Here is a 24,330-nt window from a genome sequence, read left to right as displayed (position 1 = left end):
TGAACAGCTCTTTTACGTAAGTTTATACCTTCGTCGCTAGAACAGTGTTCATGGATATGAATTTCCCTCACAAGAGTTTGGCTCGCACAGACAGCAAAACCGACGCAGATCTGATCTGCGATCTGGATTCGCTGGTGGCATTTGCGGTTGAACGACAGTCGGATTCTGTATCGTCCCGGGCCTTTGCCGCGCTTCAATCAGGCGCAGCACAGGAGTCGATGCCGGTACAATATGGCTCGAGGGAAAATCGGATCAAGTTTTTTGCCGGAGATATCAACCGGACGAAGGCGTCAGTAAATGGGGATCGGATTTTCACCTCAGGTCATTTCAGACCAGATCTGGTGTGTGAAAATCCAGCAGGATAAACAAAGTGTACATAAGTATGAACGCGCTGTTTACCCTGGTAATTTAGTTGTTTGAAAAGCTCGACGTCTAAGGTGGGAAACATCGGACAGAGAGTAAATGCTGAAAAGCATGATTGAAGGGTAGTATGATCGAGAACCAGAAGATTAAACCAGCACAAGTGGTCGGCCCGTTGGGCGAGCCGCTGACTTTGGACGACCTTCCAGCGCCGGGGACGACGCGCTGGGTAGTTCGCCGCAAGGCCGAAGTAGTGGCCGCCGTAAACGGTGGATTGCTCACCGTTGACGAAGTCTGCGACCGCTACAGCCTTTCACTGGAAGAATTTGCTTCCTGGCAGCGAGCTGTCGATCGGTCGGGTATGCCGGGTCTGCGGGTTACACGGATCCAGCATTATCGGGATTTGTACGAGCGCCAGCAGAAATACTAAGGCGTTCTAGCCTGTCGATCGCAGATCAAAAAAGACCCCGGAACCAGTTTCCGGGGTCTTTTTTTATGTCCTTGGTTTCCTGCCAGTTCCTGCTGTGCTAGTCGCGTAAGAAGGAGGGGTGAATAGTTACGCCCCCAAAATATCAGGAGGATAATATGATTACCTTTATCATCGCACTCGTCATGGGCGGAATCATCGGCTGGCTTGCCAGCATGGTGATGGGCAGAGACGCATCCATGGGAATTTTCGCCAATGTCGTGGTCGGCTGTGTCGGATCCATGCTGGGCGGCTGGCTGTTCGGTTTTCTGACTGGCGGAACATCGAATTTGAGAGACGCGCCGTTCAGCCCGATGACTTTGCTCGTCGCATTTGGAGGCGCTGTCGTATTGCTCGGGATCGTCAATCTGATCAAACGCGGAAAAATTCGCTAGACAGATCGCGCTTTTTTTGCGCGTTTGACATCATGGAAAAGGCCAGCCCTCGTGCTGGCCTTTTCCGTTTTATGCCCGTGCTTCAAGGGACTTCCGGAGGTTTTTTGGACAGAATTGCCGGTTGAGGCTTGTCGCCGGTGATATATTGATCTAATACAGTCGACATGAAAATGAGGCTTTTCCCCTGTTTTTGTTGATTCTCGGCTATGTTGCCCGGCAAAAATACGGTAAGACCCCGCCGAAGAGAAATGAACATGAACTACGAATCAACAATTTCCAGCGAAGATATCGACGTCTCCACGCTCGATGATCAAGATAACAGTGCGCGCAATCGCACTCGAATGATTGTTGTTGCCGCATTGTTGGTCGCAATCGCTATTGCCTATGTTGCCTATCAGCTGTTTGCCAGTGGCCAGGGTGCTGACGGAACAGAAGCCAGCCAGGCGCCGGTGGTTACGGTCGTGGTGCCTGGCAAACAGAGCGTCACGCGCACGATCAATGTAACCGGTACGCTTGCGGCGCGGCGGGAGATCCCGGTCGGCGTGGTTGGCGAAGGCGGACGGATTACCAGAGTTTATGTGGACGCTGGCGACTGGGTCAAGCAAGGCCAGATCATGGCCAGCATTGATCGTTCGGTTCAGAGCCAGCAAGCGGCAAGCCTGCAAGCCTCGGTTGGTGTTTCCCGGGCAGATCTCAATCTGGCTCAGGCCAATCTGGACCGGGCCGAAAAACTGGTTGATCGCGGATTTATTTCCAAGGCGGATATTGATCGTCTGACCGCAACGCGCGATTCTGCGGCCGCTCGGCTCAATGTTTCGCTGGCCCAGTTGAACGAAACCCGCGCCCGGAACAACAGACTGAATATTGTCGCTCCCAAAAGCGGTTATGTGCTGGATCGCAATGTCGAGACGGGTCAGACCGTCACGCAAGGCAGCGGTACATTGTTCCGTCTCGCACAAAATGGCGAAATGGAGCTGCAGGCGCAATTGAGCGAAAGTGATCTTGCCAACATATCTGTCGGCGTCACGACTGAAGTTGTGCCCGTCGGGACGAGCAAAACCCTGACCGGGCAGATCTGGCAGGTTTCGCCGGTGATCGACTCGCAAACCCGCCAGGGCGTTGCGAAAATTGCGCTGAGCTATGATGAATCTTTGCGGCCCGGTGGCTTTGCCAGCGCCAAAATCCAAAGCGGCCAGAACCAGGCTTCGGTTTTGCCGGAATCAGCCATCCAGAACGACAATCAGGGTAGCTTTGTCTATATTATCGACAAAGATGACAAGGTCGCGCGACGCGATGTCGCTATTGGTGCGGTGTTTAGCACGGGTGTTTCCATTGCTTCCGGTCTCACTGGCAATGAACGGGTTGTTCTGCGCGCCGGCGGGTTTTTGAATCCCGGAGAATCAGTACGCGCGGTGAACGAGGACGAAGGAAAGTAAACCAATCCGCCAGTTCGATGATATCGACATGGCGGTATCCGGGATGATTACATTATGAATTTTCGCAACATCTCTGCCTGGTCGATACGAAATCCGATCATCCCGATCGTCCTGTTCGCGGGAATGATGCTGGCAGGCATTCTCGCTTTCAAAATGATTGATGTCCAGAATGAACCGGACATCGAATTTCCGGTTGTAATCGTTTCAATCTCCCAGCCAGGCGCTGCTCCGACAGAAATTGAAACCCAGATTACACAGCGTGTTGAATCGGCTGTGCAAGGACTTGATGGTGTTGACAGTATCAGCTCCACGACCCGCGAGGGACGGAGTCAAACCGTTGTTCAATTTGATATCGGCGAAAATGTTGACCAGGCCGTCAACGACGTAAAAAATGCTGTCGATCAGGAACGCGGCAATCTTCCGGATGGCATTTTGGAGCCTTTGATCACCAAGGAATCAACATCTGGCCAGCCAATTGCATATTTTGCGGTAGGTGCCGACGATATGACGATGGAACAGCTGAGCTGGTTCGTTGATGATACCGTAGCCAAATCGCTTTTGACGATTAACGGAATCGGAACTGTGGAACGCGGCGGCGGCGTCGACCGCGAAATTCGCGTCGTTCTGATTCCGGAACAAGTGCAGGCTATGGGCGTAACTGCCAATCAGATTAATGGGGCTTTGCGGCAACTCAACCTGAACGCCGCTGGCGGGCAGGCAGAAATTGCGGGCTCCAGACAATCTGTCCGGGTACTCGGCAATGCAGATACCGCTTATGCACTCTCGCAAACCCAGATCGCGATGGGTGATGGTCGCACTGTAAAGCTTTCCGACATTGCAAATGTATCCGACGGCTACAGCGAGTTGACCCGGATTGCCCGGGTTAAAGGCAAGCAGGTTGTCACGTTCAGCATGTCCCGCGCGAAGGGGGCATCCGATGTCAGCGTATATGATGAAGCCATTGAAAAAATGGCGGTGATTTCAGAAGAAAATCCGGGCATCACATTCACTCAACTTTTCAACAGCGTGGGCTTCACCAAAACCCAATATACCAGTTCCATGGCCGCGATGATCGAAGGTGCTCTCCTCGCTATCGTCGTGGTATTCCTGTTCCTGCGTGACTGGCGTGCAACGTTTATTTCCGCGATTGCCATCCCGCTGTCCGCAATTCCGACTTTCTGGTTTCTGGATCTGATCGGTTTCAGCCTGAACCAGATGAGTCTGATGGCACTGGGGCTGGTTGCCGGTGTGCTGGTTGATGATGCGATTGTGGAGATCGAGAATATCGTCCGGCATATGCGTATGGGCAAATCTGCCTATCAGGCATCGATCGACGCAGCTGATGAAATTGGCCTCGCGGTTGTTGCAACAACCTTCTCGATTGTTGCCGTGTTCCTTCCGGTTGCGCTGATGCCCGGAATTGCGGGACAATATTTCAAGGTATTTGGCTTTACCGTTGTGATTGCTGTTCTGATGAGTCTGGCCGTGGCTCGAATGATTACACCGATGATCGCCGCCTATTTCCTCAAGGCCAAAGGCGAGGCAGATCATGCCAGTGGACCGTGGATTGAGAAATATGTCGGTATATTGCACTGGTCTGTGGATCTTAAAAAGGCGACCAAATTCCGTGAAACATTGACCCCGGCAAAAGCGCTTTGGTGGCAATATCCGATCGGCTTTGCTTTGTTCACAACAATTGTCGTGGCCTTTTTGGGCGCAGCTTCCGCAGCCGGCTTCTGGTTGGGCGGTATCCTGCTGGAATGGCTACCGGACAATATTCTGCTTTTGACCATTTTCGTTTTCATCGTCAGTTTCGCTTTCGGAGTGATAGCCGGCCTGGTTTTTGCTGCGATCGTACACCGGATCATCCATCTCGTAGTCAGCGGAGTTGGTGGCCGATTTGCACAATGGTTTGCATATCGCGAAGGGCGTTTCCACGCACGCGGCCTGGATCACCGGATCTGGATCATGGGCATTGGTGTCACCACTTTTGCTGCGACCATAATGATGTTCGCTGTCGTGCCGAAAGAATTCTTCCCGACCGGCAATGAAGATTTCAGCCGCGTCCGCATCGAGATGGTGCCGGGCACGACCCTCGAGCAAACGGCCGATGTATCTGCAAAAGTCGCGGAGATAATAGAGGCGCAGCAAGAAACTCAAACCGCACTGGAAAGCATCCGTGAGGGTAATGCGCGTATGTTCATTACCCTGCGTCCGGATCGCGAACGGTCCAGCAAGGATTTCGAAGATCAACTGACCCCTGTGCTCCAGTCCATCCCCGATGCCCGCGTTTCGTTCCTGAACAATAACGGACCAGGCGGCGGCGGAACCGGTCGTGATTTTTCGATCATGCTTTCCGGATCGGACCCTGCCTTGCTGGAAGAAACTGCAGCGACTCTGGTCGAGCAGATGAAAGGCCTGAAATCAATCATCGGACCGCGCGTAAACGCGGATTTGCAGCGCCCCGAATTGCTGATCAAACCGCGCGCAGATCTGGCCGCTCAACTGGGCGTTTCCACCTCGGCACTGAGTCAGGCGGTCCGTATCGCCACGCTAGGCGAAATTGATCAGAATAGTGCGAAGTTTTCACTGTCCGACAGACAGGTCCCGATCCGGGTCCTGCTGCCACGCCAATCGCGCCGTGATTTCTCCACCATAGAAAACCTGCCGGTGCCGATCGCCGGCGGAGGCTCTGTACCCTTGAGCCGTGTTGCCGAGATCAGCTTTGGTTCCGGACCCACCACGATTCAGCGCTACAAGCAAAAACGCCGGATTTTTGTTGGCGCTGATCTCGCTTCCGGTGTGGTGAAAGGATCAGCCCAAAAGGAAATCGACGAACTGCCGATCATGAAAAACCTGCCTACCGGCGTGTCCAACGCCCCGTTCGGAAGCGCAGAATGGGAGCAGGAAATGCAAAGGGACTTCGGGATAGCGCTGATCGCCGGAACCTTGCTGATGTTTGCTGTACTGGTCTTGCTTTACGGTCGGATCATGTCGCCGCTGGTTAACATGGGCTCATTGCTGCTCGCTCCGCTGGGCGGCTTGATCGCTCTGGCAATGGTGGGACAAGCCATATCGATGCCGGTCTTTATCGGCATATTGTTGCTGTTCGGAATTGTCGCGAAAAACTCGATCCTCCTGGTCGACTTCGCGCTCGAACAAATGGATGCAGGCATGCGCCGACGAGATGCCATTATCGAAGCCGGGCGCAAACGCGCACAGCCGATTGTGATGACCACCGTTGCCATGACCGCAGGCATGATTCCAACGGCCGTCTCGCTGACAGGCGACGCTTCGTGGCGCGCTCCGATGGGAACTGTCGTGATTGGCGGATTGATCCTTTCGACGGTCCTGACCCTGTTGATCGTTCCAGCCGGGTTCAGTCTGGCCAGTGGTCTCGAGCAACGGCTCGGCGGATTGTTCAGAAGGCATCTGCTGGTCGACAATGATCCAGATCCGATCAGTGATGCCGAGGTTCAGCCAGCCGAGTGAAGCCATTAAGTTCGACATTGGTTCCCAGCACTGACGCCAATTCTGACGCCAATTCTGGCGATGAAACTGGCGCCACCAAGGGCGACAGCACAGACGTCAGCACGGGCAATAGCGGATCGCCGATTGCGCCCTCCAGCGGTCTGGCAACAAACAATGCCGGGCGCGATATGAAAATCATCGCGACCGGATTGCTGATCCTGATGGCGATTATCTATTTCACCGCCAAATCCTGGGAGCCGGTGCATCCTGCAATTGGGTTTGTACGGGCCTTTGCCGAAGCGGCGATGGTCGGCGGCCTGGCTGACTGGTTTGCAGTCACGGCATTGTTCCGGCATCCCATGGGTATCCCGATCCCGCACACCGCGATCATTCCTCGCAACAAGGATCGGATCGGCGATACGCTGGCGAACTTCCTGAAAAACAATTTCATGATCACCCGTATCGTGGCCAAGCGGATGCATGGTGTTGATCTCGCTGCCGGTGTTGGGCGCTTCCTGCAAAGCCCGAGCGGCGGCGAAGGACGGCTGAAAATGGGCGCATCGCGCCTGATCGGCGACATAATTGGTTCTCTCGACCAAGACCGCCTGGGGAGCATGTTCAAGGGTGCGGTAAAAACTCAGGCACGCGATCTCGACCTCGCCACGCCGCTGGGCCAGATTCTCGAAGTCATCATGAAGGAAAACCGGCACGGTCCACTGATCGATTCAACGATCAAATGGGCCTATCGAACGCTGGACACCAATGAATATGTCATCCGCGCGGTAGTTTTTGATCGGGCCAATGCCGTCATGCGCTGGACCGGACTGGATGACCGTCTGGCCAATGAAGTGGTAGACGGCTTGTACAAGCTGCTCGCCGACATGGCCTCCGATCCCAACCACCCGGTTCGGGAAAAGTCCGAGGAAGCACTGGCACAACTTGCACAGGAGCTAAAGTCAGACCCGGAATTGCGGGACAGAATCAATCAGTGGAAGCTGGAGATGATCGACAATCCGGCCATAGCGCAATGGATTGACGGTATCTGGGAAAATGGCCGCACCGCACTGCTCAAGGCCTCTAGGGATCCCAACGCAGCGATGGCAGGACATTTTGGCGATGCCTTGATGCAGCTGGGGAACAGCCTTCAAAAAGACCCCATTCTCAATCGCCAGCTGAACCGGTTCGCGCGCCGCGCAGTTGCAGGTGTTGTTTCGAGCTATGGCGACAATATCGTCAAACTGGTGTCAGAAACCATTCACAGCTGGGACGCACAGACGATTACCGACCGCGTCGAGAATGCCGTCGGACGCGACCTGCAATATATTCGCGTCAACGGGACACTGGTCGGGGGACTGGTGGGCGTGACGCTGCATTTGATCGGGCACTGGATCTAGGTCCAACAAAGGGCCGATCTTACATGTCTGCCCCCACTTAACGCGACAGCAATATCCGGGCCTGACTGGCGATCTGGGCAATCATCGCAATAGACGGTCGTGTCATTTGCTGCGCACGATCAATAATTTTTCGGAATTGCTGCACCTGTTCGCTGTTCTTCTCGCGCCAGCTGTCGACAAACTGATCCATGTCCTTGTTCCGCGCGCGCCGCAGAAAATCCAGCCGCATCTGCTGAAAATCCCGTGCCAGTCCAGCGACCAGCAGACGATCCCAGGGATCGGACGGATTGATACGCGTGGCAGTCATCTGTGCCCAATCGAGTCCCAGCATGCTGCCAACCCTTGTGAACACCGCTGCAACCGGAACGGCATCAATATCGCGCTGCTGGGCAAGATAGGCGATCCCTGCAGCGCCGTCATTTTTGTAGATATTGGAAATCTTGTCCGCGATGTCGGGCGTCGCCCCTGCTTCGACCAGCAAGCGTGTCTGTTTCTGTGCCTGAGCCCGGCCCTCTTCGGAAATCAGACTGTCAACCTTTGCGTCGAGCGCACGAACACCGGGCGAGAGCATCTCGACCGTATCTTCAATCTGGTTGTCGGACAAGCCAATACGCATCAGATCTGCCATGTGAGAGCGCAGCACATAGGCCAGCCGGTCAAACAGCAACAGCCGGATTTCCTCGCTGGTCTCGGCTTCTTCGAGCCAGTTCCAGAGATGTTCGGCATCAAAAAGCCGTTCGGTCATTACAAAAGCCCGGGCCACCTCACCCAGCGAACAGCCTTCTTCTTCGGCCAGTTCAAAAGGATCGATCACGCCCATGCGGTTGATCATCCGGTTGGCCAGTTTTGTCGCCAGAAGTTCCTTGCGCAACTGGTGGTTCAATATCGCATCGGCATGGCCATTTTGCATGGCGGTCGGAAAAGCGCGCATCAGGTCACTGTCGAGCGCAGGATCATCGGCAAGATCACCCTGCTCGATGGCCTCCTGCAGCGCCAGCTTGGCGGTAGAAATCAAAACAGCAAGTTCCGGGCGATACAGCCCGCGTTTTTCCTGCCCGCGCCGGATCAGATCTTCGTTACTCGCCAGACCTTCGACCGCACGGTTCAACTGTCCTGCGTCTTCAAACTGCTCGATGAGCCGTACATAGGATGGCAACGTCTTGCGCCCCCCCATTTCGGCGATCGACAGACCCAGCGCCTGCAGCCGGTTATCCTCCAGTACCAGCGCCCCAACTTCGTCGGTCATCGATTCCAGTAACTTGTTTCGCGCATCAGATTTCAGTGTTCCGTTCGCCAGCTCGGCATTCAGCGCAATCTTGATATTCACTTCATTATCGGAACAATCGACGCCCGCGCTATTGTCGATAAAGTCGGTGTTAATCCGCCCGCCCCTCTCCGCAAATCCAATTCTGGCGGCTTGGGTAATGCCCAGATTGGCACCCTCTCCGATAACTTTTACGCGCAGCTTCGCAGCATTGATCCGGATCTTGTCATTGGATGGATCGCCGACTTCGATATGATTTTCCGAGGCGGCCTTCACATATGTACCGATGCCGCCGAACCACAAAAGATCGGCTCGCGATGACAGAATCGCCGTCATCAATCTGGAAGGTGTCGTTTCTTCAGAGGAATCCAGATCGAGCATCTCACCGATTTTTTTGGTGATCTTGATCGTCTTGGATTGGCGCGAATATATGGCACCGCCCTTTGAAATCAAGGATTTGTCATAGTCTTCCCAGCTCGAACGCGGCAAATCGAATAGCCGTTTGCGTTCTTTCCAGCTCGCCGCCGGGTCAGGATCGGGATCAATGAAAATATGGCGGTGATCAAAAGCTGCCAGCACCTTGAGGGATTTGGACAGCAGCATGCCGTTGCCGAATACATCGCCCGACATATCACCCACACCGACCACGGTCACCGGATCCGACTGCACATCGACACCCATTTCGGCAAAATGACGCTGCACCGACACCCAGGCACCACGGGCCGTAATTCCCATCGCCTTGTGGTCATATCCGTTGCTGCCACCACTGGCGAACGCATCGCCCAGCCAGAAGTTGCGATCAAGCGCAAGCTGATTGGCGATATCGGAAAACGTCGCGGTTCCCTTGTCCGCCGCGACAACAAAATAGGGGTCATCGGCATCCCGGCGCACCACATTGACGGGGGGTATGATTTTTCCGTCGACAATATTGTCGGTAATCGAAAGCAAGGCGCTGATAAAAATCTTGTAGGCCGCGACGCCTTCGGCCAGCCACGCATCGCGGTCATCGCCCAGCGGCAGTTGCTTGGCAAAAAACCCGCCTTTGGCTCCGGTCGGAACGATGACCGCATTCTTGACGCGCTGTGCCTTCATCAACCCCAGTATTTCGGTCCGGAAATCATCCCGGCGATCCGACCAGCGGAGCCCGCCGCGGGCCACGGGACCAGCACGCAGATGGATGCCTTCGACGCGCGGACTATACACGAACATTTCCCGCCACGGCACAGGGTCCGGCAGTTCAGGGACATGCTCGCTTTCAATTTTGAAGGCCAGCGCCTCACCCGGACCACAAGCAAAGGCATTGGTTCGCAATATTGCCTCGATGACCGCACGGAATAACCGCAAGATGCGATCATCATCGATACTGTGCACCTGGACCAGTCCGCTATCGATGGCTTTGACGGCTTTCGCGGCGGCAGTCGCCCGATCTCCTTCGAAGGCGGGGTCGTGCAGATTGCGGAACAGGCCGGTCATTGCACGCGTGACATCGGGGGCTTCGACCAGCGCTTCGACGACGGTCGCCAGACCATAGCTGATACCAATCTGGCGCAGATAGCGGAACCAGGCACGAATCCAGACCGTCGCGCGGGCATCAATGCCCACGGCCGTGATCAGCTGGTTAAACGCATCATTTTCGGCTTCCCCTTCGAGCACGCCGGTAATCGCACGCTCGATATCTTCGGCCCGGGCGATCAGATCATCGAGATTGTCATTGCCGCGCATTTCAAGCTTGAAATCGTGAATGTAACCCAGTCGCCCTTCATCGAGCGGCGTTGGCATGCCATCCAATACCGAAAAGCCGAAATTCTCAAGCGTCGGGACGGCATCTGAAAGCGGCAAGGCACCGCCGATATAGTAGATTTTCAACCGCAGCTGCCCATCCGGATCGCCATCGAGGCGATAGAGTCGCGTCGATTTCTGCCGCCCCCATTCGAGGCTGAACAGGCGCAATATATCCTTTGCGGCCTCGCTTGCACCATAAGTGGACTGATAGGATCCGGGGAAACAATCCGCATAGCGCTGTGCCAAAATCGCGGCCCGGTTCTCCTGACCGGACTCGCGCAAAAACTGTTCGACTTTCGGCCGCCAGCCGCGAACCATATTCTCCAGTTTCCGGTCCAGCTCATCCGGATCGGGCACCCGGCCGTTCGGGCCCATATCCAGCGTATATCGCAGCGCCGATACGCCGCCTTCTTCCAGTGAATTCGACCAGCTGAGGATGGTGGCGCCGGTGGCGTCGGTCAACATGTCCTCGACACTGCGCCGCCGTTCGGTCGACAGTTGTTCGCGCGGTAACCAGACAAAAACGAACAGATGTCGGGCCAGCGGTGAAACGATGCTGTGCAGTTTGGGCCGGGGTCGATCCAGCAGCGACATCATGATCAGGGCCAGTTTTTCGAGATCTTCTTGCGGAAATGTGATCAGAAGATCGTGCGGCAGACTGGTGAGCGCATGGGTCAGGGATTTTCCGGCATGACCTGCTTCGGCAAATCCGAATTTGTCAAACAACTGCACCATCTGACGCCGCAACACGGGAACATTTTCCGGAGCCGCCGCCAGAGCGGCACTGGTCCACAGACCCGCAACGATCGAAAGCGCGGTGATTTTTCCCTTTTCCCGCACGGGGACAATGACGAGGTCCATCAAAACCTGGCGATGAACAGTTGAAATCTGATTGGACTTGATCACCAGCGGACTGTTCCCGCCCCCTTCAAACCAGCGAAACGCCCGTTTCTGGCTTTCCTTGGACAGAGCCGGCCGGGAACGCATGCGTGCGAGCCCCAGCTTCTGGCTGCGTCCGCCCTTGTGATCAATTATTTCATGGCCGAGTAATGTCAGGTTGCGATCAAGGAACCAGCGCAGAAGAGTCGTGCCTTCACTGTCGGGCAGGCTGTCCGCATTGTCACCAAGGACAATTTGCAGCTTCAGCCAGTCGGACACAGCTGCGCCCACGTCTTTCAGATTGGAAAGAAGCGCCTTTTGCAGCGCACGCCGGGTTTTTGCATCGGTGCGCTCGAGCTCGATATAGATAATCGATTCCCGCTTCTCTCCCTTGGTCGTGGTGGCCAGAATCTCTTTGAGTTTTCCGTCGGAACTGCGCTTGACACCGACGACCGGGTGAATAAGCCGCTGAATATTCAGTCCGAAACCGACAATTGTCGCGCATACGGAATCGACCAGAAACGGCATGTCATCATTGATGATCGCGAGGCGCAAGTGTCTGTTTTTCTTCGAAACTGCGACACTTTCCAGCAACAGTCTGGTTTCGACACCATTGCGCTTGTCGGCGCATTGCAACGCGAACCGCACGGCTTCGCCGCAAGCTTCGTCATCAAAGCCGCTATTCTCGCCGGGAAGTGCGCTTTCTCGAAAAGCTGTCGCCAGCCTGACCTCCAGTTCCGTTAATTTGCTGGATCTGGATTTCTGCGCCACTGATCGTCTACCGCTCGCCATGATAGTTCCCCAGCCAGAACATAGCGAAGAAAAATGCGCGTTCTGACGGCCGGTTTATGGGCCTGTTTGCAGCGTTGCTCAATAGGTTATCGCACCCTGGCTTCGCCAGAATGACTTTTAGGGACATAAAGTGATATTTTAGTTACATAAGTAACTATACTGGTGTTTTACCCTCGTCAGGCCTGTGCTCAGAACTGCGGTCAGACCTGCGTTTTGTTCAAAACCCGGTCGGTCAGTTTTCTGTCGCCCAGAACGGGTCCGACGATCGCAAGCTGCCCGCTGCTGTCGCGACGAGCCACCAGCACAACAAATTCTTCTTCGCCAGTTTCGATATCTGCCAGTTCGCGCGCCGGTGCCGACCGCAAACGGTCCAGCATGTTTTCATGCTGCGACTCGGAATCTTCGACCACAACATCCGGTTTCCGCGAAACTCGTTCGGCATTGACGATTGCCTTCAGGCCGCCGTCATGATTTTCAAGAAACGCCGCGAATTCACCTTTGGCAATTCCTGCATTTTCAGCAAATCGCAAGGCAGATGCATATTCGGTCAGTCGGGTCTTGTCATAATTAATGCCAAAGACCAGTTTGACAATTGGCGTCATCGGTGCACGTTCCTGCGTGGTCAGGCCGGAATCTTCGAGCAATGTCTGATAATCTTCAGGATGTGCCTGAGTCATCAGATAGAAATCATATGCCTGTCCAACCGCTGCATATAGAGCGGCACGGCTGCGTTGTTCGCAATGTGCTGCGTTGTCTGCGCTGTTTCGTGCGGCCGAAAGCCAGTCCGCGAGACTCGCTTCGTCGTCGAGAACCGAAAATTCGGGATCAATGTCTTCTGCCGTCAACTCCAGCGGTTCGTCTTGTGCGTCTTCAACATCTGCCAGCGGGCCAGAGGCCGGGGCATCTGCCCAGACCGGACCGGTTTCAGCCGCGACCGGGGCCGCTCGCATCGCTTCGGCAACCTGTTGTTCCAGTTCATGGGTCACCGCATCGGTGGCAACTTCTTTCCAGTTGATAACACCATAAATGAAATCGATCGTGTCATCATCTGTCGAGAATGGCAGCAAGATGCCGCGATACATGATCGCAACGCCGCGCTGATTTACAAATTCCGCTTCAAAACCAATCGGTGCCTGATTGGCAATGATTTGCAGATAGTGATCGGTGATCCGGGACAATAGCGAGCGCGCCGGAACGTCATCGATACTGGTGATGCTATCGTCGAGGTCGCATTCGTTCCTTAGAGCCTCGCCGAGAAACTGAATGGTTGGATTTTCAACGCCATTGGTGAAATCCAGCAAAACGCTGTTCGGACCAAAGTCATCATCGGTGTCGGGCGTCAGATCTTCAACCGAAGGAAACTGGCGATCACCGAGCAATCCGGCCCAGAAATTATAGGCACGAACGTGCATGCGCCGCTCATCCTGACCAATGGCCGGAGGCGGTTCAACCGCAGAAGCGTCGTCGTCATAGGCAATATAATCGGACGCAGAACTGTCGTTCATGTCGTTGCTGCCATCATTGTTGCGAAGATTTTCCATGCCTGGTTCTGCCGTTGTTCCTGTGAATAGCCTGCGTTTTGCCACGACTATGGTAAATATATGGTAAATTTCCGGAACATTATCACAGGCAAAGGCGCACGGGACGACGATTCAGGCCCGCATTCGCGAGCAGGCTTGTCACGGACCAAGCCGACTGTTAAAGGCCCGGCGAACGTGTGATGGACAGGATTTGAGTTATTCCATCAACCGATCAGCCGCTTTAGCTCAGGTGGTAGAGCACATCATTCGTAATGATGGGGTCAGAGGTTCGAGTCCTCTAAGCGGCACCATTCCCACGTTCGCAAGTGTCCGTCAAAGCTTACAAATCCCACTAAAAACTGCGATAAAGTTGCAATAGCCGGTTGCCAGTGTCCGCCTGTGTTCGTGTATAATCGCATCATATTGGGGGCCACCTTGGGGGCCACTTAGAAATTGATTGCAGGAGTGGCCCCAAAATGGCGCTAACAGATATTAAGATTCGTAACGCAAAACATGGCCCTAAGCCGATCAAGATGTTCGACGAGCGTGGACTCTTCCTTCTATTGCAACCCAGCGGCGGCAAGCTTTGGCGGCTGAAATACAGAATATTGGGCAAAGAAAAGAAGCTTTCGCTTGGCGTCTATCCCGATGTGTCATTGAAAGAGGCGCGCAAACGGCGTGATGAAGCGCGGACTTTACTCGCCAACCGGGTCGATCCTGCCAGCGTAAAGCGCGAACAATCCAAATCAGCAAAAAGGGAAGCAGCCAACACGTTCCAAGCGATAGCCGATGAGTTTATCGAAAAATCGGCCAAAGAAGGCAAGGCTGCCGTGACAATTAAGAAAACTCGCTGGCTCTTGTCATTGATGGAGCCTGATCTAGGCAATCGCCCGATAACTGAGATCACGCCAGCCGACTTGCTGGAAACATTGCAAAAGGTGGAAACCAAGGGGCATTTGGAAACAGCAAGGCGGATGCGCTGGTTTGCTGGCCGCGTTTTTCGCTATGCTGTAGCAACTTCTCGCGCGAGTGCTGATCCGTCCGCGTTGCTAAAGGGGGCACTAACGGTTCCACAAGTAAAGCACCATAGCGCGATATTGGAACCGAAGGCGGTTGGCGAACTGCTTCGCGCAATCGACGGTTATCAGGGCCAACCCCTTACTTGTCTTGCATTGCAATTAACCCCGCATCTTTTTGTGCGACCCGGAGAACTGCGCCGTGCAGAATGGCAAGAAATTGATTTGGATAAGGCGATTTGGACTATACCAGCCGAGAAGATGAAAATGCGCGACCCCCATGTTGTCCCGCTATCGGAACAAACGTTGGAGTTGATGGAATCGACAAAGGTTATAAGTGAAGGACAAAGATATGTCTTTTCCTCACTCTATCCCGGCAATCGTCCTATGTCAGAAAATACGATCAATGCAGCACTCAGGCGGCTGGGCTATTCCGGCAAAGAAATGACCGCGTATGGCTTCCGCTCGACCGCCAGCACATTGTAAAACGAAAGCGGAAAATGGAATCCCGATGCTATCGAGCGGGCATTGGCGCATAAAGACAGCAATTCCATCCGCGCAGCCTATCATCGAGGCCAGCATTGGGACGAACGCGTTCAAATGGCGCAGTGGTGGAGCGATCATTTGGAGACGTTGCGCGATGGTGCCAAAGTGATTCCAATCGATAAACTTGTTAGCCAATAACCATCTAGACTTGATTCTTCCGACTGCTGCAATTCATAAGGAAGCATGGCAATCGAATGGATCAAAGCGCCGCTGGCACTAAAATATGCTTCACTTGGCGAGTATGACTATCCTTCACGTGTTAAAATTTGTGAACGAGCGCACAGTGGGTTGATTGTCGCCAAGGCGGAAACAGTAATATGGGATGGTCAAGAATCCCAAAATAAAATTTTGCCGAAAGGATTTTGGTGGGCGGAAGGCAATGAAGCGCTCGAACAAGACTGGGAATCGGGTGATTTTTCAACCTGAATCGATGAAAAATTTGAAATCAAAGCTTTTGGAATAAGCTTCGACTTTTTGGCCATAACCGATCTTGTATCTGCTGATAATCAGGCCAAGGCCATGCGTGCAATCAGTGTCATCGCAGAAGATGGCTGGATAACCGCCATAGATTTGCAGAATTTAATTTTTAGCAACGGTAGGCATTCAAGAACGGAAGAGGTCATTACTGAGGCCTGTCGAATAGGGCAAATTGCAGGCCGCGCGATGCGGGCTAATGGGGAAGGGAACAACAGAGGGACGGCGCGCGAGGGTTCAAAGCCGTGGGCAGCTATTGAATGGGATATTCCGCTATGGTTTTGGCGAGATTTCACCGATCCTTCAAAATCCAATCAAGATTGGCAAATGGGAATAGCGCAAGGGCGCGGAAAGGGACCATCCGGTCCAGATTTTATCAAGCTACAGGGCATTCATTTCCATCGCTCGGGGTTGGTCAATATTGGACTAGACAGCACACAAGAAGTAGTGACAGAAGATGGCCAGTCAAAGCGAGGCCGGAAACCAACATATGACTGGCCAAGCGCATCATCGGCTGTTTGGGGGCAGATATATCGAGGCGAGTTTATACCCGAAAACCAAGCTCAAATAGAGAAGGCCATTCAAAGCCATTTAGCAACGGCAACCAAGGAGCCGTCTGAAAGCACAGTCAGACCTCATGCCAAGGTAATTTGGGACGAATTCGTTAAGGCCTGAAATACACCTCGATCAATTATCGGCCTTAGTTTGGCCTTATCATCCGACAAATGATCTGCCTTGTGCGATTCAAACTTCACGTTCGCTGGAATACACCGGTGCATCAAAGGAGTTTGGACAATGGAACCTGTTACAATTTCAATCACCGGCGCTGCGAAAGCTTTGGGCTTGGGCCGCACGTCAGTTTACGCGTTGATCAAAGAAGGGCGCTTGGAGACAATCAAATTTGGTCGCCGCCGCCTTATCAAAACCGAGTCAATCCGCCGTTTGATTGATAGTGAATAGGCGCGGTTATCATGTCCGGCAAACGCGTCAATTATAGGCTGGTTAAGCTGCATCGCAATTATAACGTGGATGATATTTCACGCTTGCTTGGTGTTCACAAAAACACGGTGCGCGAATGGATCAAGCGCGGCCTTCCCGTCATTGATGATGATCGCAAACCCAAGTTGGTATTGGGTAGTGATTTGAAAAGCTGGCTGGAAAACAACCGAAAATCAGCAAAGCAACCATGCGGGCCAAATCAACTCTATTGCCTCAAATGTCGAATGCCCAAACGACCGGCGTTGGGCATGGTCGATTACCTACCCAAAAACGAACAGAGCGGCTGTTTGAAAGCCCTATGCGAGACGTGCGAACGTCCAATCAACCGCAACGCCAGATTAGCAGTTTTAACTCATATTATGCCCGAAATGGAAATCCAGTTTGCGGAGTGTCAATCAAGACTAAGTGGGCGCGCTGAACTCCCCCCAAACAGTGACTTGAAAAGGGATTGAGAAACTATGGCAAAACACAACGCTGCAAATGAACGTATCAAGCGTGAATATTTCCAATATTTGAAAGAGGCAAAAGGCCGCGATGAAAAATCATTGGATGTTGTCGCAAAGGCAATCCATCGCTTTGAATCATCAACCCGCTTCCGGGATTTCAAACTGTTTCATAAAGAGCAAGCAATCGCGTTTAAACGCCACCTTGCCGAGCAACTTAATGAGCAAACTGGCAAGCCGCTGAGCAAGGCGACCATTGGCACAACGATGCGCGCGTTGTTCAATTTCTTTGAGTGGCTTGCGGGCCAGCCGGGTTATAAATCCAAACTCAGTTATTCCGATGCTGACTATTTCAGTATTTCCGAAAAAGACTTGCAGATCAACCGCGCCAAACGCGAACAACCCGTTCCATCATTGGAGCAAATGCGCCAAGTTATCGCATCCATGCCAGCCGCATCCGACATCGAGAAACGCAACCGGGCGATTGTAGCGTTGATCTTCTTAACTGGCGTTCGTGATGGTGCGCTGGTTTCGCTTAAACTGAAGCACATTAATATTCCAGAGCAACGGTTGGATCAGGATGCTAGGGAAGTTAAAACCAAGTTTTCCAAGACATTCCAGACTTGGTTTTTTCCGGTTGGCGATGATGCACTGGAAATAGTCTCTGATTGGGTGCGCTATTTGCGGGAGGATTTGCTGTTTGGTGATGATGATCCGCTATTTCCGAAGACCAAAGTTGGCGTTGGCGACAATGGTTTCGAGGTTATGGGGCTAGACCGGCAAAGTTGGAGTAACGCCGGGCCGGTTCGCAAGATATTCAAAGAGGCCTTTGAAGGTGCCGATCTCAAATATCATAGTCCGCATTCGGTCCGATCAACATTGGCAAGATTTGGGCAAACGCTGCACCTTCCAATCCGCAGTTATAAGGCTTGGTCAAAGAATTTAGGGCACAGCAATATGATGACGACATTTTCCAGCTATGGAGACGTTCCAGCCGATGAACAGGCAGAATTGATCCGAGCAATCGACCCAGAAGGTGCGCGCAGCGATGATCCGCTAATAACGGCAATTGCAAATACCGTCCGCAAACACAATTTCGGATAGTGACAGATTAGGGCGTCCTGAGGATGGCTGCTTTATCCCGAAAGCGGACACTAGGCTGTACGGCTTTGATTCACGGAAAATTTGTGAGTTAATATGGAGCGAAAACTATAAACCTTTGGCTGCTTCCTTGATTGCTCGTCGGATGCTCATGTAAGTCGCACAGCGGCAGATATTACCGCTCATCGCCGCATCGATGTCTTCATCACTTGGGTTAGAATTTTCTTCTAACAGCGCAGTTGCGGCCATGATTTGACCGGACTGGCAATAACCACATTGCGGAACATCGTTTTTTATCCAGGTCGAACGGATCGCATCCGCTGCGCCGCCCTTTACGCCTTCGATAGTCGTAATTTTTGAACCATCCAGTGAATCATGTGGGGTAATGCAGGCACGGGTGGGCGCATCATCGACATGGACGGTACAGGCGCCACATTGCGCAACCCCGCAACCAAATTTCGTACCTGTCATTTTAAGATGATCGCGCAATACCCACAATAACGGTGTCCCGGCAGGTGCATCGACTGTTTCGTCTTTTCCATTAATATTAAGCGTTATGGCCATGAGCTGTTCCTGATTTACGAAGTTTGTTTAGTGGGAAGTGACAATTTTCTTCCCGAGGCCCCGATGATCGGCAGTTTGCGGATACGGTGACCGGTTGCATTGAATATCGCGTTAGCCAGTGCCGGCGCAGCGGGCGGCGTGGCTGGTTCACCAACACCGGCAGGCGCGCTGTTCGACTTTACGATCTGAACGTCAAAAGCGCGAGGCGCTTCGCCCATGCGCAACACCCGCCATGACGGAAAGTTATCTTCCACAACGGCACCATTTTTCGCGGTAATTTCGCCAAATAATGCATTGGACAGACCGTAAATTGTGCCGCCCTCCATCTGCGCCCGCGTATGGCGCGGATTGATTACGGTCCCTGCATCAACGGCAAGCCAGACGCCAGGTATGGTGAGCGCACCTTCGGGACTGACAGCAACTTCCACTACCGTCGCGATATAGGACAGGAAAGACCGGTGGACGGCAATTCCCAGTCCATGGCCTTCGGGCATCGAGCGCCCCCATTTTGCCATGTCCGCAGCGATATTAACAACGTTGGATAGCCGCGCTGTTTCTATCGGATATTCTTCGATCGATGCGTCATAATTGGGATAGGTTGCCCCTTCATCGCCGGGCACCAATGTGCGGGCGCCGCCGATAAGTTCCAGCAAATAATCTTTCTGATCCCGGCCTGCTGCATGAGCCAGTTCTGCCGCAAAGCTCTGAACCGCAAATGCGTGATAGATATTGGCAACCGAACGCAGCCACCCGATTCGCAAATGGCCTTCGGCATTGCCCGATTCCACTTGTAGGTTCGGCATGTCGAACGGTACATCTGTCGCACCCATTCCCATTTCACCATCGGTAGGAATATCCATTCCGGGTGAAAACGTAGATGCTATGGGCGGGAAGACTGTGCGGTGAAGATAGGAGGTAGTTTTCCCATCTGCATCTAATCCGGCTTCAAGCCGCTGTGCGCTCACCGAATGATAATAGCCATGGCGGATATCATCTTCGCGGGTCCAAGTCACCTTGACGGGACGTCCTATTTCTTTTGCAATGATTGCGGCTTCGATGACAAAGTCAGGCTTTGACTTGCGTCCGAATGCTCCGCCCAGCCAAGTTGCATTGACAGTAATATTCTCTTTATCGACCCCCAATAAATCCGACAGCGTCTGTCTCGTGGTTTGGGGGTCCTGCACGCAGGCCCAGCATTCCAGCTTGTCACCATCCCACCACGCGGTGGCGACGGGTGGTTCCATGGGCGATTGCGATAAATGAGGTGCATAATATTCCGCCTCCACGCGCTTACTCGCATTCGATAGTCCAGTGGAAACGTCTCCGCGCTTTCTTCTAACGGTTCCGGACCGTTTGACCGTCTGGACCATCTCTTTGCCGAAGGTCTCCGAATCATAACCGGCATTGGGACCGTCTATCCAATCAATCTCCAGTGCATTGCGACCCTGAATGGCGGCCCAGGTATCCGACGCAACAACTGCTACTCCGCCCAAAGCTTTAAAAAGTGCGGGTGGGGTTGCATCAGGCAATTTGACCGTGCGTATCACCCCAGGAACTGCCAAGGCTTTTGTATCGCGGACCGCTCCTGTTTTTCCAAAAACCTGAGGCGGTCTGGCAACGACCGCATAGACCATATTCGGAATATCGACATCAATGCCATAGGTACTTTCGCCGCGCGTAATTTTAGGAATGGTAAGCGAGGCTACATCCTTGTTGATATACCGCCAGTCTTTTGGGTCTTTTAGCGAAACCTTGGCTTCTTCGGGAACTTGGAGTTTTGCAGCGACCTTTGCCAGATTGCCGTAGGATAGCGTATCGCTATTCTGAATATTGCTTACCTTACCGAGCGCAGCTTCGCATTTGGATGGGTCCATCTTCCAATAGATTGCCGCAGCTTCCACCAGCATCTGTTTCATCGCTGCACCGGCCAAACGTAAGCGATGGAAATTGTAACGGACTGAGCGCGATCCGTCGGTATTTTGGTCACCATAGCGTTCATGGCCAACGGCCTGCACAATCTCTACATTTTCCCAATCAGCATCCAATTCATCGGCGACGATTTGAGCCATCGATGTCCAAACCTGCTGGCCCATTTCAGAGCGATGGCAGGTAATCTTGACAGCGCCATCTTCTTCAATCGATATCCACAACGCGGGAGTTGCGTCACCACCCTTCACGTCGGTCAAAGGGTTAGGTCCGGCGGTCGGTAAATCGAGATTACTAGGATCTATTTTCGGTTCTTCGTAACTGGAGCAACCAGCAAGTGTGACGCCGACAACAAACAGACTTGATCCAACCACAAATCCGCGCCGTGATAAATTCGTGATATTTGGCGCGCTTGAATCGGCTACCTGCTTTTTTTCGCCACCGGGGATAACCCCTATGTCATGCAAGAACATTCATATTCTCCTAGTCGATTGGTTGGCATAAGCTGAACGACAGAAATGCTTGTCAAAAAAGGGGGTTGTGAAATTATCGAATCAGTCTATCTATATACACATAGACTAGATTGTAAAGAACATGACTGACACCAAAACGAAAATTTTAGACTTGGCTGAATGTTATACCCAAACGAGAGGGTTTAACGGGTTTAGCTATATTGATCTTGCTGATGCGATTGGGATCAAGACGTCCAGTATCCATTATTATTTCAAGTGCAAAGATGACCTTGCAGCAGCTTTGGTGGAGCGCATTCGCAAAGCCCATGCTGAAGGATTTAGTAATATAGAAGCCGGAACCAAATCTCCAAAAAAGCGCCTGGAAGCTGTAATCGCATTTTTCCAGCAATATGCTGTTGATGAAAAATTCTGCCTTTGCGGAATGATGGTAGCGGAACTGCAATCGGTAAGTCCGCATGTATCGAATTTGGTGGACTTGTACTTCAAGGATTTTCAGGCATGGCTTGCTCGTCAGTTTAAAGAAGTTGGACATACAGATGCCAATCGCCGGGCACTCAGTTTTCTTAGTGCCTTAGAAGGTTCGTTGTTGATCGCGCGAGTGCGGCGTGATCCAAAACTAGTTCACGAAGCCTTAAAAGGTTTTTTGAAGGCTTGAATATTTTTTTAACATTGTTAACTATGCATATATAGATAGATAGGAAGTAATTATGAACAAAATATTCCCCCTTTTCTCATTTGTTTTGCTGCTCATGCTGCCGTTAACAGCTGTACAGTCCCAAACCCCGATCCAAAGAACCGACGCCGTTTCAAATGCTGAAACTTCCAAAGAAACCAAGACAGACGAAGCCCATAGCTTTGCTGAATATAAAGCCGTTGAAGCTGCTTTGCAGCCATATATTCAATCCGCCACGACAGGTGACGGAGAAGTAATTCGCAGTGCTTTTTATGATCATGCTCATATTGTCGGTTCGGTAGGCGGTGTGTTTTATAATGCTGATTTGGATAGCTTTTCCAAGAGCATTGGCGGCTCAGGTCCGTCCCCTGAAGTAAAGCATCACATAGCTTGGATTGATATTTCCGGCCCGGCTGCGGCTGCAAAAGTCGAATTCATTAACTGGCGCGGTAATCGCTTCACTGATTTCTTCATACTCTACAAAAAAGACGGCGAATGGAAAATCAGCGGCAAAGTCTACGACTCTCATTCAAACAACTGATAATATTGAGGGAGCAATGATGCTTTCAACCGAGAAAGCATCTCTGAACCCATTGGAGAAAACCATGCAAGAAGCACTTGAATTTTACATTGATGGTCAATGGCGGCAGTCCCAAAGTGACGCCCGCCTTGAAGTCACAAACCCGTCAACAGAAGAGGCTTATGCCGTCATCGCCCTTGGGGGTGGTGCCGATACAAACGCAGCTGTGGCTGCCGCCAATGCCGCTTTCGACGGTTGGAGCCAAACCAGTAAAGAAGAACGTCTGGCTCTGCTAGAAAAGCTGCTGGACATTTATGGCCGCCGCGCAGGCGAGATGGGTGAAACTATCTCAAAAGAAATGGGGGCACCGATTGATTGGGCAAAGGGCGCGCAAGCGGGGTCCGGCTTTGGTCATATCAAGAATTTCATAAAAACTTTGAAAGAATTTGAATTTGACCGGCTGCTTAATGACAATTCTCCAAATGATCGCATATTATATGAAGCCGTTGGCGTTTGCGCCCTGATCACCCCGTGGAATTGGCCAATTAATCAGGTGACGTTGAAGGTCATTGCGGCGCTTGCAGCGGGTTGCACAATCATTCTTAAACCGTCCGAAATCGCTCCCATGTCTGCGCTTATTTTTGCAGAAATGATCGATGAGGCGGGTTTCCCCAAGGGCGTATTCAATCTGGTAAATGGTGACGGCATGGGTGTTGGCACCCAATTGACCAGCCATCCGGACGTAGACATGGTTTCATTCACCGGATCGACCCGTGCTGGCAAGCTGATTTCCAAAAGTGCGGCCGACACGGTCAAGCGGGTCCATTTGGAGCTTGGCGGTAAAGGTGCAAATATTATATTTGCCGATGCGCGCGATAATGCCTTGGCATGGAGTGTGAAACGTTGCTTTGGCAACTCCGGGCAATCTTGCAATGCTCCGACACGCCTTTTGGTTGAACGTTCTGTCTATAATGACGCTGTCACTGCAGCGGCAGACGCGGCAAATGCGACTGCCGTTGATATGGCTTCCAAGCAAGGCAATCATATCGGCCCGCTGGTTTCACAGCTTCAATTTGATAAAGTGCAGAATCTTATTGAAACCGGAATTGGCGAAGGTGCACGACTTGTTGCCGGTGGCCCTGGTCGCCCCGAGGGTATCACAGAAGGATATTTCGTGCGTCCAACGGTATTTGCTGACGTGAATAACGAAATGGAAATTGCCCGCGAAGAAATCTTTGGTCCCGTCCTATCGATCATCCCGTTTGATGACGAAGAAGAAGCGATCAGGATTGCTAACGATACAGTCTATGGCCTGACCAATTATGTCCAAACTGAGGATAGCGAAAAGGCTACTCGGGTCGCACGAAGGTTGCGGTCTGGCATGGTCGAAATAAATGGAATGCCGCGTTCAGCGGGTGCTCCTTTTGGCGGCTACAAACAGTCCGGCAATGGCCGTGAAGGCGGCAGCTGGGGCATCGAAGACTTCCTGGAAGTCAAATCCGTCAGCGGCTGGGCCTCCAATCAATAAACCCAAAACACTCATCCCCCAAACAAACTAGAGAAAAAATAATGCTCGATAAAACAACAAATGCAGTCACCTCGGTAAATGACTTGATGATCGCAAAGCGTTGGCCGGCCAAAAACCCTGATATATTACAGCTCTATTCCCTGCCGACGCCAAATGGCCAAAAAGTGTCCATCATGCTCGAAGAAATCGGGATAGAATATGAAGCCCATAAGGTGCTTTTGAATGATGAAGGGGTTACAACACCGGAGTTTCTGTCATTAAACCCCAACAACAAGATTCCCGCGATTGTCGACCCCAATGGGCCAGAC

General features: G+C 52.5%; 19 protein-coding genes and 1 tRNA gene. 16 read left to right on the top strand and 4 right to left on the bottom strand.

Features of this window, described 5'->3' with window-relative positions; translation table 11 throughout:
* The first annotated feature begins 490 nt into the window (after nt 1-490).
* The 5 genes from ABJI30_RS00100 (at nt 491) to ABJI30_RS00080 (ending at nt 7,522) form a co-directional block, all read left to right on the top strand.
* Nucleotides 491-790, top strand: a complete 300-nt coding sequence (locus ABJI30_RS00100; RefSeq protein ID WP_348015215.1) for a DUF1153 domain-containing protein — start codon at nt 491-493, stop codon at nt 788-790.
* A 158-nt stretch (nt 791-948) separates the two neighbouring features.
* The gene (locus tag ABJI30_RS00095; RefSeq protein ID WP_348015214.1) at nt 949-1,221 is read left to right on the top strand and encodes a GlsB/YeaQ/YmgE family stress response membrane protein; all 273 of its coding nucleotides are present in this window, start codon (nt 949-951) and stop codon (nt 1,219-1,221) included.
* 254 nt (nt 1,222-1,475) lie between these two features.
* Nucleotides 1,476-2,657 carry an efflux RND transporter periplasmic adaptor subunit gene (locus ABJI30_RS00090; RefSeq protein ID WP_348014857.1) on the top strand — a complete coding sequence of 394 codons (1,182 nt, stop codon included), beginning with the start codon at nt 1,476-1,478 and terminating at the stop codon, nt 2,655-2,657.
* 54 nt (nt 2,658-2,711) lie between these two features.
* A complete protein-coding gene (locus ABJI30_RS00085) occupies nt 2,712-6,149 on the top strand; it encodes an efflux RND transporter permease subunit (RefSeq protein ID WP_348014856.1) in 3,438 nt (1,145 codons plus the stop codon).
* Between the two features lie 167 nt (nt 6,150-6,316).
* Entirely contained in the window at nt 6,317-7,522 is a 1,206-nt protein-coding gene (locus tag ABJI30_RS00080) for a DUF445 domain-containing protein (RefSeq protein ID WP_348015213.1), read from the top strand.
* Nucleotides 7,523-7,559: 37 nt separating this feature from the next.
* Here ABJI30_RS00080 and ABJI30_RS00075 read toward each other — a convergent pair whose 3' ends face one another.
* Both ABJI30_RS00075 and ABJI30_RS00070 read right to left on the bottom strand, forming a co-directional pair.
* Nucleotides 7,560-12,239 carry an NAD-glutamate dehydrogenase domain-containing protein gene (locus ABJI30_RS00075; protein WP_348014855.1) on the bottom strand — a complete coding sequence of 1,560 codons (4,680 nt, stop codon included), beginning with the start codon at nt 12,237-12,239 and terminating at the stop codon, nt 7,560-7,562.
* Between the two features lie 200 nt (nt 12,240-12,439).
* A complete protein-coding gene (locus ABJI30_RS00070) occupies nt 12,440-13,780 on the bottom strand; it encodes a hypothetical protein (protein WP_348014854.1) in 1,341 nt (446 codons plus the stop codon).
* Nucleotides 13,781-13,994: 214 nt separating this feature from the next.
* On the opposite strand from ABJI30_RS00070, the gene ABJI30_RS00065 reads away from it, so the two are divergent.
* From ABJI30_RS00065 to ABJI30_RS00035, 7 genes are all read left to right on the top strand, one after another.
* Nucleotides 13,995-14,070, top strand: a tRNA-Thr gene (locus tag ABJI30_RS00065).
* Nucleotides 14,071-14,235: 165 nt separating this feature from the next.
* Nucleotides 14,236-15,261, top strand: a complete 1,026-nt coding sequence (locus ABJI30_RS00060; RefSeq protein ID WP_348014853.1) for an integrase arm-type DNA-binding domain-containing protein — start codon at nt 14,236-14,238, stop codon at nt 15,259-15,261.
* A 243-nt stretch (nt 15,262-15,504) separates the two neighbouring features.
* Nucleotides 15,505-15,747: a hypothetical protein gene (locus ABJI30_RS00055; RefSeq protein ID WP_348014852.1), complete on the top strand. Its 243-nt coding sequence runs from the start codon at nt 15,505-15,507 to the stop codon at nt 15,745-15,747.
* 48 nt (nt 15,748-15,795) lie between these two features.
* Nucleotides 15,796-16,470 (top strand): hypothetical protein, encoded by a 675-nt coding sequence (locus tag ABJI30_RS00050; RefSeq protein WP_348014851.1) that lies wholly within the window; start codon nt 15,796-15,798, stop codon nt 16,468-16,470.
* A 120-nt stretch (nt 16,471-16,590) separates the two neighbouring features.
* The gene (locus ABJI30_RS00045; RefSeq protein WP_348014850.1) at nt 16,591-16,755 is read left to right on the top strand and encodes a helix-turn-helix domain-containing protein; all 165 of its coding nucleotides are present in this window, start codon (nt 16,591-16,593) and stop codon (nt 16,753-16,755) included.
* Nucleotides 16,756-16,766: 11 nt separating this feature from the next.
* A complete protein-coding gene (locus ABJI30_RS00040) occupies nt 16,767-17,246 on the top strand; it encodes a helix-turn-helix domain-containing protein (protein WP_348014849.1) in 480 nt (159 codons plus the stop codon).
* 6 nt (nt 17,247-17,252) lie between these two features.
* Nucleotides 17,253-18,341 (top strand): site-specific integrase, encoded by a 1,089-nt coding sequence (locus ABJI30_RS00035; RefSeq protein ID WP_348014848.1) that lies wholly within the window; start codon nt 17,253-17,255, stop codon nt 18,339-18,341.
* A gap of 105 nt (nt 18,342-18,446) precedes the next feature.
* Here ABJI30_RS00035 and ABJI30_RS00030 read toward each other — a convergent pair whose 3' ends face one another.
* Both ABJI30_RS00030 and ABJI30_RS00025 read right to left on the bottom strand, forming a co-directional pair.
* The gene (locus tag ABJI30_RS00030; RefSeq protein ID WP_348014847.1) at nt 18,447-18,902 is read right to left on the bottom strand and encodes a (2Fe-2S)-binding protein; all 456 of its coding nucleotides are present in this window, start codon (nt 18,900-18,902) and stop codon (nt 18,447-18,449) included.
* Nucleotides 18,903-18,916: 14 nt separating this feature from the next.
* Entirely contained in the window at nt 18,917-21,301 is a 2,385-nt protein-coding gene (locus ABJI30_RS00025) for a molybdopterin cofactor-binding domain-containing protein (RefSeq protein ID WP_348014846.1), read from the bottom strand.
* A 121-nt stretch (nt 21,302-21,422) separates the two neighbouring features.
* Between ABJI30_RS00025 and ABJI30_RS00020 the strand changes: the two genes are divergently transcribed.
* The 4 genes from ABJI30_RS00020 to ABJI30_RS00005 all read left to right on the top strand — a co-directional run.
* The gene (locus tag ABJI30_RS00020; protein WP_348014845.1) at nt 21,423-21,956 is read left to right on the top strand and encodes a TetR/AcrR family transcriptional regulator; all 534 of its coding nucleotides are present in this window, start codon (nt 21,423-21,425) and stop codon (nt 21,954-21,956) included.
* A 52-nt stretch (nt 21,957-22,008) separates the two neighbouring features.
* Complete coding sequence (locus ABJI30_RS00015) at nt 22,009-22,515, top strand: nuclear transport factor 2 family protein (RefSeq protein ID WP_348014844.1); 507 nt, start codon at nt 22,009-22,011, stop codon at nt 22,513-22,515.
* A 64-nt stretch (nt 22,516-22,579) separates the two neighbouring features.
* Entirely contained in the window at nt 22,580-24,022 is a 1,443-nt protein-coding gene (locus ABJI30_RS00010; protein WP_348014843.1) for an aldehyde dehydrogenase family protein, read from the top strand.
* A 41-nt stretch (nt 24,023-24,063) separates the two neighbouring features.
* The coding region (locus tag ABJI30_RS00005; RefSeq protein ID WP_348014842.1) for a glutathione S-transferase N-terminal domain-containing protein at nt 24,064-24,330 on the top strand (267 nt) is incomplete at its 3' end.

This window comes from Parasphingorhabdus sp. (assembly GCF_039968395.1).
Taxonomy (GTDB): Bacteria; Pseudomonadota; Alphaproteobacteria; order Sphingomonadales; family Sphingomonadaceae; genus Parasphingorhabdus.
This window is presented reverse-complemented; position numbering and strand designations above follow the sequence as displayed.

Bases quoted from the DNA above. Each gene is read 5' to 3' on its own strand.
- ABJI30_RS00100 (WP_348015215.1), top strand. From the start codon at position 491: ATGATCGAGAACCAGAAGATTAAACCAGCACAAGTGGTCGGCCCGTTG.
- ABJI30_RS00090 (WP_348014857.1), top strand. From the start codon at position 1,476: ATGAACTACGAATCAACAATTTCCAGCGAAGATATCGACGTCTCCACG.
- ABJI30_RS00085 (WP_348014856.1), top strand. From the start codon at position 2,712: ATGAATTTTCGCAACATCTCTGCCTGGTCGATACGAAATCCGATCATC.
- ABJI30_RS00080 (WP_348015213.1), top strand. From the start codon at position 6,317: ATGAAAATCATCGCGACCGGATTGCTGATCCTGATGGCGATTATCTAT.
- ABJI30_RS00075 (WP_348014855.1), bottom strand. From the start codon at position 12,239: ATGGCGAGCGGTAGACGATCAGTGGCGCAGAAATCCAGATCCAGCAAA.
- ABJI30_RS00070 (WP_348014854.1), bottom strand. From the start codon at position 13,780: ATGGAAAATCTTCGCAACAATGATGGCAGCAACGACATGAACGACAGT.
- ABJI30_RS00060 (WP_348014853.1), top strand. From the start codon at position 14,236: ATGGCGCTAACAGATATTAAGATTCGTAACGCAAAACATGGCCCTAAG.
- ABJI30_RS00055 (WP_348014852.1), top strand. From the start codon at position 15,505: ATGGCAATCGAATGGATCAAAGCGCCGCTGGCACTAAAATATGCTTCA.
- ABJI30_RS00045 (WP_348014850.1), top strand. From the start codon at position 16,591: ATGGAACCTGTTACAATTTCAATCACCGGCGCTGCGAAAGCTTTGGGC.
- ABJI30_RS00040 (WP_348014849.1), top strand. From the start codon at position 16,767: ATGTCCGGCAAACGCGTCAATTATAGGCTGGTTAAGCTGCATCGCAAT.
- ABJI30_RS00035 (WP_348014848.1), top strand. From the start codon at position 17,253: ATGGCAAAACACAACGCTGCAAATGAACGTATCAAGCGTGAATATTTC.
- ABJI30_RS00030 (WP_348014847.1), bottom strand. From the start codon at position 18,902: ATGGCCATAACGCTTAATATTAATGGAAAAGACGAAACAGTCGATGCA.
- ABJI30_RS00025 (WP_348014846.1), bottom strand. From the start codon at position 21,301: ATGTTCTTGCATGACATAGGGGTTATCCCCGGTGGCGAAAAAAAGCAG.
- ABJI30_RS00020 (WP_348014845.1), top strand. From the start codon at position 21,423: ATGACTGACACCAAAACGAAAATTTTAGACTTGGCTGAATGTTATACC.
- ABJI30_RS00015 (WP_348014844.1), top strand. From the start codon at position 22,009: ATGAACAAAATATTCCCCCTTTTCTCATTTGTTTTGCTGCTCATGCTG.
- ABJI30_RS00010 (WP_348014843.1), top strand. From the start codon at position 22,580: ATGCAAGAAGCACTTGAATTTTACATTGATGGTCAATGGCGGCAGTCC.